General features: G+C 71.0%; 12 protein-coding genes. 5 read left to right on the forward strand and 7 right to left on the reverse strand.

Going from position 1 to position 9,084, the window contains the following annotated elements:
- Nucleotides 1–22 precede the first annotated feature (22 nt).
- Nucleotides 23–1,648 (forward strand): DUF2207 domain-containing protein, encoded by a 1,626-nt coding sequence (locus tag ABZ297_RS13655; RefSeq protein WP_355344386.1) that lies wholly within the window; start codon nt 23–25, stop codon nt 1,646–1,648.
- Between the two features lie 4 nt (nt 1,649–1,652).
- On the opposite strand, the gene ABZ297_RS13660 is transcribed toward ABZ297_RS13655, so the two are convergent.
- Complete coding sequence (locus tag ABZ297_RS13660) at nt 1,653–2,603, reverse strand: asparaginase (RefSeq protein WP_355344389.1); 951 nt, start codon at nt 2,601–2,603, stop codon at nt 1,653–1,655.
- On the opposite strand from ABZ297_RS13660, the gene dtd reads away from it, so the two are divergent.
- From dtd to ABZ297_RS13675, 3 genes are all read left to right on the forward strand, one after another.
- Complete coding sequence (gene dtd / locus ABZ297_RS13665) at nt 2,602–3,027, forward strand: D-aminoacyl-tRNA deacylase (protein ID WP_355344392.1); 426 nt, start codon at nt 2,602–2,604, stop codon at nt 3,025–3,027. The genes ABZ297_RS13660 and dtd overlap by 2 nt on opposite strands.
- A 74-nt stretch (nt 3,028–3,101) precedes the next feature.
- The gene (locus tag ABZ297_RS13670; RefSeq protein WP_355344395.1) at nt 3,102–3,503 is read left to right on the forward strand and encodes an SRPBCC family protein; all 402 of its coding nucleotides are present in this window, start codon (nt 3,102–3,104) and stop codon (nt 3,501–3,503) included.
- Nucleotides 3,503–3,925, forward strand: coding sequence for a MarR family transcriptional regulator (locus ABZ297_RS13675; protein WP_355344398.1), 423 nt, complete (start codon nt 3,503–3,505; stop codon nt 3,923–3,925). The genes ABZ297_RS13670 and ABZ297_RS13675 overlap by 1 nt, the downstream gene beginning before the upstream one ends.
- A gap of 109 nt (nt 3,926–4,034) precedes the next feature.
- Here the strand turns inward: ABZ297_RS13675 and ABZ297_RS13680 are convergent, their stop codons facing one another.
- The 4 genes from ABZ297_RS13680 to ABZ297_RS13695 all read right to left on the reverse strand — a co-directional run bounded on the left by ABZ297_RS13680 (nt 4,035) and on the right by ABZ297_RS13695 (nt 6,581).
- Nucleotides 4,035–4,976, reverse strand: a complete 942-nt coding sequence (locus ABZ297_RS13680) for a folate-binding protein (protein WP_355344401.1) — start codon at nt 4,974–4,976, stop codon at nt 4,035–4,037.
- Between the two features lie 89 nt (nt 4,977–5,065).
- Nucleotides 5,066–5,479 carry a Fur family transcriptional regulator gene (locus ABZ297_RS13685; protein ID WP_355344404.1) on the reverse strand — a complete coding sequence of 138 codons (414 nt, stop codon included), beginning with the start codon at nt 5,477–5,479 and terminating at the stop codon, nt 5,066–5,068.
- Between the two features lie 320 nt (nt 5,480–5,799).
- Nucleotides 5,800–6,096, reverse strand: coding sequence for a DUF2470 domain-containing protein (locus tag ABZ297_RS13690; protein WP_355344407.1), 297 nt, complete (start codon nt 6,094–6,096; stop codon nt 5,800–5,802).
- A complete protein-coding gene (locus ABZ297_RS13695; RefSeq protein WP_350813189.1) occupies nt 6,093–6,581 on the reverse strand; it encodes an FABP family protein in 489 nt (162 codons plus the stop codon). Before ABZ297_RS13695 ends, ABZ297_RS13690 begins: the two co-directional genes overlap by 4 nt.
- Nucleotides 6,582–6,683: 102 nt before the next feature.
- Here ABZ297_RS13695 and ABZ297_RS13700 point away from each other — a divergent pair, with 102 nt between their 5' ends.
- Nucleotides 6,684–7,046: a DsrE family protein gene (locus ABZ297_RS13700; RefSeq protein WP_355344410.1), complete on the forward strand. Its 363-nt coding sequence runs from the start codon at nt 6,684–6,686 to the stop codon at nt 7,044–7,046.
- A gap of 17 nt (nt 7,047–7,063) precedes the next feature.
- Here the strand turns inward: ABZ297_RS13700 and ABZ297_RS13705 are convergent, their stop codons facing one another.
- A complete protein-coding gene (locus tag ABZ297_RS13705) occupies nt 7,064–7,780 on the reverse strand; it encodes a glutamine amidotransferase (protein WP_355344413.1) in 717 nt (238 codons plus the stop codon).
- Nucleotides 7,770–8,999, reverse strand: a complete 1,230-nt coding sequence (locus ABZ297_RS13710) for a MurT ligase domain-containing protein (protein ID WP_355344416.1) — start codon at nt 8,997–8,999, stop codon at nt 7,770–7,772. Before ABZ297_RS13710 ends, ABZ297_RS13705 begins: the two co-directional genes overlap by 11 nt.
- Between the last annotated feature and the right edge of the window lie 85 nt (nt 9,000–9,084).

The raw sequence follows: 9,084 nt of genomic DNA on the forward strand, positions 1-9,084 counted from the left end.
CGAACCGATACGATTTGCGGCCATGACCGGTATCAGGCGCACGCTCGCCGTCCTCGGCACAGCCGCTTTGACGGCCGCTTTGAGCATGGCCGCCGCCGTCCCGGCCACGGCGGCAGCGGGCATCACCGACGAGGTGACGATGACGCTCGCCAAGAACGGGACCCTGCACGTGGTCGAGAAGATCGGCGGCGCGTCGGGCCAGCTGGAGCGGACCGTCCCCACCAGCGTCCGCTACGACGACGCCAACGACCGGCTGTTCCAGATCTCGAACGTCAAGGGCGGCACGCTCGCCGGCGACCGGCTCACGGTGAAGGCGCCGGGCACCGTCGAGTACGACGTCAAGGGCGCCGTCAGCCAGTCGGGCGACATCGAGGAGCTGCGCTGGTACCCGGTGAGCGGCTGGAGCACCCCGGTCACCAAGGCCACCGTCAAGGTGAGCGGCCCCGGCCAGGTGCAGAACCTGTCGTGCTTCGCCGGCGAGCCGACGTCGGCGATCTTCTGCACGTCCGGCTCGATGGACCACAGCGCCACCCAGGCGGACTTCGAACAGGACGGCCTGAAGCCCGGCGAGGCGCTGACCGTGGTCGTCGGCTACCCGAAGGGGTCCACCGGCGCGACGGCGATCCTGGAGAAGCGCTTCTCGCTGGCCACCGCGTTCACGCTGAACGCGGTCACCGGCGGTGCGCTGGCCGCCCTGCTGGTGCTGCTGCTCGGCGGGGTCGCCCTGCTGTACTGGACGCGCGGTCGTGACGCCCGGGTCGTGGACCACGAGCGGCAGCACGACGGCAGCGCCGCGGCGAACGGGCACTTCTCCCCGCCCGACGGGGTGCGTCCCGGCCAGATCGGCACGCTCGTCGACGAGCAGGCCGACGTGGTGGACGTGACCGCGACGATCGTGGACCTGGCGGTCCGCGGCTACCTGCGCATCGACGAACAGCCCAGGCAGACCTACGACGCGCCCGACTGGATGCTGGTCAAGCTGCCGTCCGCGCCGGTTCTCGCGCTGTTGCCGTACGAGCGGGCGCTGTACGAGGCGATCTTCGACGGCCGCGACGTGGTGCTGCTGTCACAGCTGTCGGGTGCGTTCGCCGGGCAGCTCGGCAAGGTGCGCGACGCCCTGTACGCCGACGTGGTCGAGCAGGGCTGGTTCGCGCGGCGTCCCGACACCGAGCGCACCAGGTGGACGGTGATCGGCCTGGCGCTGATCGGCGCCGGGCTGGTGGCGACGGTCGGCCTGGCCTGGTTCACCACGTACGGGCTGCTCGGCCTGGCGCTGGTCATCGCGGGCGGCTCGCTCGCGGTCGGCGGGCAGTACATGCCCGCCAAGACGGCCAAGGGCTCGGCCGCGCTGGCCCACACCCTGGCCTTCCGCGAGTACCTGTTCTCCGGCGAGCTGGGCGAGGTGCCCGAGCAGCACCGGGTGGAGCTGTTCTCCCGCTACCTGCCCTACGCGGTGATCTTCGACGGGGTCGAGCACTGGTCGCGGGTGGTGGCCTCCGTCACGGGCAACGGCAGGCAGAGCGACAACCTGTACTGGTACCACGGCCCGGCGGAGTGGGACCTGTCGAAGTTCGCCGGCTCGATGCGCACGTTCACCACCACGACCTCGGGGGCGATCTCCGCGACCCGCCAGTTCCGGACCCTCTAGCCGGTCAGCGGATACGCAGCTCGCCCACCGGCCTGCCGCCGCCGAGGAGCGGCGGGGTCGGGTCAGGGGCGTCCACGCCGAGGGAGCGCAGGGCGGCCACGGTGGCCAGGCTACGGGCCCGGGACGAGCCGTCCTCGATCTTGACGGTGCCCGCCCTGCCGTCCTCGAAGGTGAACGCCTCGAAGGCCTCGGCTCCGGCCTTCAGCATCAGGCCGGGCACGGCGCGCATCAGCTTCGCCTCCGGGCGGTGGGTGCCGGACGTCCACTCGGGGTGGGCGCGCATGGCGTCGAAGACGCGCCGCTGGTGGGCGTCGCCGCGGGGGAACGACCGGAACGCGTGCGTCACCCCGACCATCGAGACGAAGAACAGCGGGGCGCCGCATCCGTCCACGCCCGAGGCCGCCACCCGCTCGCCCGTCAGGTCCTCCACGGTGGTGCGGATCGCCCGCTGCAGCGGGTGCTTCGGTTCGAGGTAGGTCGCGGTCGGCCAGTCGTTGAGCACGCAGGTGGCGAGCATGGCGGCGTGCTTGCCCGAGCAGTTCATGTAGACGCGTCCGCGGGTCGCGACGGACCTGTCCTCGGGGTAGTCCTCGGGGCAGAGCAGGGCCGACTCGTCCAGACCCGCGCCTGACAGGATCTCGCGCACGCCCTCGACGTGGAAGGGCTCGCCGGAGTGCGAGGCGCAAGCCAGCGCGAGCAGCTCGCCGTCCAGTGACAGGCCGCTGCGCAGCATGCCGAGCACCTGGAGGGGCTTCATCGACGACCTGGGCGAGGCCGGGACGTGCACCGCGCCGTGCGCCTCGACCGGCCTGCCCTCGGTGTCGACGGTGAACATGCGAGCGTGGTGCGTGGACTCTACGAACCCAGACCGGACAACTTCCACAACAAGCGCCATTGCGCCCCCTTTCGGGACGAGTCTACGAACGAGACTCCCTACGCCAGAATGGGATGCCATGCGAGCAGTTGTGCAGCGGGTGAGTTCCGCGTCCGTGGTGGTCGACGGGAAGACGGTCGGGGCGATCGACGAGCCGGGTCTGATGGTGTTGGTCGGGGTCACGCACACCGACACGCCGGCCGAGGCCGCGAAGCTCGCGGCCAAACTGTGGGGCCTGCGCGTCCTGCACGGCGAGAAGTCCTGCTCGGACGTCTCCGCGCCGCTCCTGGTGATCAGCCAGTTCACCCTGTACGGCGACACGCGCAAGGGCAGGCGCCCCACCTGGCAGGCGGCCGCCCCGGGCCCGGTCGCGGAACCGCTGGTCGAGGCGGTGGTCAGCGAGCTGAGAGCACTGGGCGCGCACGTGGAGACGGGCAGCTTCGGCGCCGACATGCAGGTCTCCCTCGTCAACGACGGCCCGATCACGCTCGTCATCGACCTGTGAGAACTGGACAAGATAGTCTGCGCGGAGATAATCTCTGCGTAGGCTATTTCGTCGTCGGTCGATGGGAGACCACCATGTGGGAGTACGAGCACAGCGTCGAGACCACCGCTCCGGCCGAGGCCGTCTGGGCGCTCTACGCCGACGTGAACGGCTGGACCGCCTGGGACACGGGCTTGGAGCGGATCGAGATCCTCGGCCCGTTCGCCGTGGGCACCGAGATCGCGATGACGCCCGAGGGCCAGGAGCCGGTGCGCATGCGCATCACCGCGCTGGAGGAGAACGCGCTGTTCACCGACGAGACCGAGGTCGACGGGCTGACGGTGCGCTTCGTCCACCGCCTCGACCGCGTCGCGGCCGGCACCCGGGTCACCCACCGGGTCGAGGTGAGCGGGCCGGGAGCCGAGCACGCGGGGCCCGAGATCACGTCCGACCTGCCCGAGGCGATGGCGGCGCTGGTGAAGCTGGCCGAGCGCTGATGTCGCTCACCCCTGGCGACAGCCCCGGCTTCCTGATGTGGCGGGTCACGCTGCGCTGGCAGCGTGCCGTCACCGCCACGCTGGCCCCGCTCGGCCTGACGCACGTCCAGTTCGTGCTGCTGGCCAGCACCTGGTGGCTGAACAGCCAGGGTGAGCACCCCAACCAGCTCAGCGTCGCCAGGCACGCCGACACCGACGTCAAGATGACCTCACAGGTGCTGCGCAAGCTGGAGGACAAGGGCCTGCTGGTACGCGAGGTCGACCCGGCCGACACGCGCGCCAGGCGGCTCGCGCTCACCGACCGGGGTCAGGAGCTCGCCCAGCGGGCCGTCGCAGCGGTGGACGCCGCCGACGCGGAGTTCTTCGCCCGGCTCCCCGACCAGCACGGCCTGATCACCACGCTGCGCACCCTGGGCGCCTGACGGCGCCGTCCGGATGCGACAGCGCGGGTGACGTGTCATCTGCCGCCGCGGCGCCGGGGGCCGGCTGCTCCCCCTGCGCGGCGGCGCAGATGACGGGCGTACGGCGGGGCTACCGGATGCGGCGGCGCAGTGACGGGTCGATGGAGACGTTGCGGCCCGCGTCGGGCGGGACGATGACCTCCTGGCTCGCCGCCACGCCGCCGGCCAGGAGCGGTGCGTCAACCGGCACCGTCCGCTTGATCACGGCCAGCCCGATCGGGCCCAGCTCGTGGTGGCGGGCGGCCGAGCCCACCGTGCCGACCTCCTGGCTCTCGAAGATCACTGGCGCTCCGTGCACGGGCAGCGTGTCGACGCTGCCGTCGAGGTGCAGGAAGACCAGGCGACGCGGCGGATGCCCCAGATTGTGCACCCGGGCCACCGTCTCCTGCCCCCGATAGCAGCCCTTGCTGAGGTGCACGGCCGCGCCGATCCAGCCCACTTCGTGCGGGATCGTCTTGTGGTCGGTGTCGAAGCCGAGCCGCGGCCGGTGGCGCTCGATGCGCAGCGCCTCGTACGCCCAGAGCCCGGCCAGCGGCTTGCCCAGGTGGTCGGACAGCTCGGCCCGCGGCACCAGGACGTCCTCGTCAGGGGTGGAGAGCACGGCCAGCTCGCCCGACATGTCGCTCACCTCCACGCGGAGCATGAACCGCATCCGGTCGAGGTAGTCGATCAGGCTCGCCGACGTGCCGGGCTCGACGTGGGCCAGCACGGCCTCGCCGTCGTCGATCAGTGTCAGGTGGTGCTCCACGCGGCCCTGAAGGTCGAGGAGGAGGGTCTGTGCCCACTGCCCCGGCGCGAGCGTGTCGAGCTTCTGCGATGTGAGGTCGTTCAGCCATTTCAGCCGGTCGACCCCGGAGACACGCACCACTTCACGGTTGCTGCGGTCGACGACCGCCTCCCCCTTGGCCAGTGCGCGCTGCTCGGCGAACAGGTCGCCGTAGTGCGCCGCCACGTCGGCGTCGGGGCCGTCGGCAGGGACGGCGCCGGGGAGATCGAGCAGAGGGCTACGCATGCCTTCAGGTTATCGGCACTTCCGACGGCGTCCGAAGACGGTCGGGCGACGCGACCCCACCGGCGGCTACGGCCGCCAGGTGATGCGGCCTACCGGCAGTTGCGGCAGCGGCCGAAGACGGTCAGGTGGCGCACATCCGCGACGAACCCCAGCTCCTCCTCGAGCCCCTTGACCAGCCCCTCTGCCATCTCGGGCCGCACCTCCCCCACCTCACCGCAGTCGCGGCACACCAGGTGGACGTGGTCGGCCTCGGCCGCCAGATGGTACGTAGGCGCCCCGTGGCTCAGGTGGGTGTGGGTCACCATGCCCAGCTCTTCGAGCAGCTCCACGGTCCGGTAGACGGTCGAGATGTTCACCCCACGGGCGGTCTCGCGGACCTTGGCGCAGATCGCTTCCGGCGTGGCGTGCTCCAACTCCTTGACCGCTTCGAGCACGAGTTGCCGCTGAGGAGTCACCCGGTAGCCCTTGGCGCGGAGTTCCTCGTGCCACTGCGTCTCCGTCATGCTCCGAGTCTACGACCGACGGATAATCGCTTGCCCGTTTCGTACGCGACCGCATAACTTCGTGAGTACGCGGAAAGGAGGTGGTCCAAGCAATGGTGATTCATAGTTGGACTAGCGAGGTGGTTGTCCGCTAGCAGCGGACTGGTGTCTCGCGTCCGTTCTGGCGAATACGAGGCAACCACCGGGGCCCCCGACAGCCGGAGGGCGGGATCGATCCCGACCTTGGTCCATCCGGCCCGCCTGGTCGAACAGGCGGAGCACGTCTGGGGCCCCTTCTTTGTTCCACCACGCGCCCGCCGCCTTCGGGCGCCCGCCGCGTGCTAGTGCTCGTCCCGCGCCGGGATGCCGAGCCGCGCGCACGCGTCGCGGTAGAGCCGCACGACCGCCACGCGCACCTGCGGACGCTCCGTCAGCGTCTCGCCCCACGGCACCCGCACCAGCTCGCCGCCGTCGATCGTGAACTCGATCGCCTCCGCGTCGACGCCGCTGGTGGCTGCGGTCGTGGCGTCGGGACGCCCGCCGAGCCCGCGCACGATCACGAGCGCGTCGTCGCCGTGGTCGTCGTTCATGTGCCGCTTGATCGCCTCGACGACATCGGACGTGAACGGCCCGCTCATGCCACCTTCTTCAACTCGGCGGACATGTGGGACGTGAGCCTCTGCCCCACCGCGGCCATGTCGTAGGCCCACATCAGGTTGCCGTTGACCAGCCCGTAGAGCCGCCGCCCCGCGGTGTACTCCTTGGCGGACGCGGTGCGGGCCACCACGTCGGTCTGCAGTTCGATCTTGTGGAAGACGACCTCGCCGACGTAGATCTCGACGATCCCGGTGGGGTGCGCGAGCACCACCTCAAGCTGCCGGTCGGGCTGCGGACGCCAGTAGCCGGTCTCGGTGGCCAGCGGCTTGACCCGGTTGCCGTCGTGGTCGAGCAGCCAGGTGCGGCTCACGTAGGTCAGGAACGGTTTGCCGATGTGGCCGAACTCGATCTCCTGGCCGAAGTTGAAGCTCTCGATCGTCGGGTAGCCGCCGACGCCCGCACCCTCCCAGCGGCCGAGCAGGAAGGCGATCGGCTCCAGGTCGGGATGCACCTCAGGTTCCTCCATGCTCCCCAACCCTAGTCCCCACCCGAACGTCCCCCACCCGAACGTCCCGCCTGAACGTCCCCTGCCCGAGCGGCATGTCTCGGGGACGAATAGGGTGGCCGCATGGCACGATCACTGGTTATCAAGGTGACCGCCGGGGCCGACGCCCCTGAGCGCTGCAACCAGGCTTTCACCGTCGCGGCCGCCGCCCTCGCGAGCGGCGTCGCGGTCTCTCTCTGGCTGACCGGCGAGTCCTCCTGGTTCGCCCTTCCCGGCAGGGCCAAGGAGTTCAGCCTGCCCCACGCCGCCCCGCTCACGGATCTGCTCGATGCCGTGCTGGCCGGGGGCCGGGTCACGGTCTGCACCCAGTGCGCGGCCCGCCGCGACATCACGGTCGACGACGTCATCGAGGGCGTGCGCATCGCCGGCGCCTCCGCCTTCGTCGAGGAGGCGGTGGCCGACGGCGCCCAGGCCCTGATCTATTAACGGGTCTATCGACAGCTTTACTGACGCGCCAAAACGGTGTTCAGGCGCTCCTGCCGCAGCTGGTCGTAGCGGAAGTCGTCGAGGGGCGCCGGCTCCACCCCGGCCCAGCCGAGGAGCAGGTCGGCGAGCGCCGGGTTGCGGGCCAGCGCCGGGCCGTGCAGGTACGTGCCGACGATGTGGCCCGCGTAGCAGCCCTCGAAACCGTCGCCGTTGCCCACGCCCCTGACCGTCTTCGACAGCGGCTTGACGCCCGGCCCCAGGTGGGTGACGCCCATGTGGTTCTCGAAGCCCGTCAGAGTCGGCAGGCCGAGCGCCGCGTCGACCTCCGCGACCAGCTCGCCGACCGCGCGGGCCGGGCCGCGCGTGCTGGCGATGTCGATCAGGCCCACGCCGGCGACCGGCTGGCCCTCCTCGCCGCCGAACGTGCTGCCCATGATCTGGTAGCCCGCGCACACCGCCAGCATGGACGCGCCACGGGCGATGGCCCGGTGCAGCCCGCCGTCGCGGCGCAGCCGCTCGGCCGCGAGGATCTGCGGGCGGTCCTCGCCGCCGCCGATGAGGTAGATGTCGCCCGTCTCGGGCACCGGGTCGGCCGAGCGGACGTGGACGGTCTCGACCTCGACGCCCCTGCGCCGGGCCCGCTGCTCCAGCACCAGCACGTTGCCCTGGTCGCCGTAGGTGCTCAGCAGGTCGGGGTAGATCCAGACGATCCGCAGGGCGCTGTCAGACTGCACGGCCGAACTCCGATCGGATCTGCTGGAAGGCGGTGTAGTTGGCGATCACGTCCACCCGGCCGGGCGGCTGCATGGCGAGGGCCTCGGAGAACGTGGCGCAGAGCGTGAACGGCACGTCGGCGACGTCCAGCCGGAGGGCCAGGTCGAGGCGGCGCTCACCGGTGACGAACACCGGGCGGCCGCGCAGGATGCGGTAGTCGACATCCCACAGCCAGGACGTGTCGCGCCCGTCGGGGCCCTGCGCGTTGACCGACAGGATGATCGGCAGGTTCGGCTCGGAGACGTCGAACGCCTCCAGCCAGCCCGCCGGGTTCTTGGCCAGCAGCAGCCGCGCGTGGCGGCCGTCGCGCTCGACCGTGGTGTAGCGGCCCGCCACCGAGGTGACCTCGCGCAGCCGGGGCAGCGCCCGTTCGACCGGCAGCCCGAACGCCTCGGCCACGGCCAGCGCCATCACCGCGTTGGACCGGTTGGCCAGGCCGGGAAGCTGGATGTCGAGCAGCCACCGCTGCCCGCGCGGATCGACGACGCTGTCGTCGTCGAGCACCCACTGCGGCTCAGGCCGGTGGAAGGTGCACTCGCGGCAGGCCCAGTCGGCGTCCTTGCGGTCGAGCGGGCCGCCGCACTCGGGGCAGCACCAGGAGTCCTCCTTCCAGCGCTGCCCGCCGGCGACCCAGGTGACCTTGGCGGCGGTCGAGGCGCCCCAGGTGACCAGGGGGTCGTCGCAGTTGGCGATGACGTGCGTGGGCTTGCCCGACAGCGCCCTGCGCCACTTCTGCGCCAGCAGCCAGATCTCGGCCGCGCGGTCCATCTGGTCGCGGCTGAGGTTCATCAGGCAGACGACGCTCGCGCCGGTCGTGCCGAGCACCTCGGGGAGGTACTTCTCGTCGACCTCCAGGACGCCGTAGGGGGCGTCCTTGTGCTGGGACAGCGCCGAGACGTGCCCGGCGGGCATGTTCGCGCCGAACGCGTTCGTGGCCACCTCGCCCAGCTCCAGCAGCGCGGACGTGATCAGCCTGGTCGTCGTGGTCTTGCCGTTGGTCGCGCTGACCAGGGCCAGCTTGCGATCGTGGGCCAACTTGCGCAGCAGGTCGGGTTCGAGCATCAGACCGACCCGCCCGCCGATCACCGAACCGTCGCCACGCCCGGTCATCCTGGACAGCGTGGCAGCGCTGCGGCCCAGGGCGCTCGCGAGCTGAGCCCGCAGTGGAAGCTGGGTCATGACATTGGATCCTAGTCGGCGTTGGACCTTAGTCTGATGGAGCACACGAAAACGCGGCCCGGTTGGTAGCCCGGGCGAAAGCTCC

Origin of the sequence: Nonomuraea sp. NPDC005983 (genome assembly GCF_040614375.1) — a bacterium.
Lineage (GTDB): Bacteria > Actinomycetota > Actinomycetes > Streptosporangiales > Streptosporangiaceae > Nonomuraea.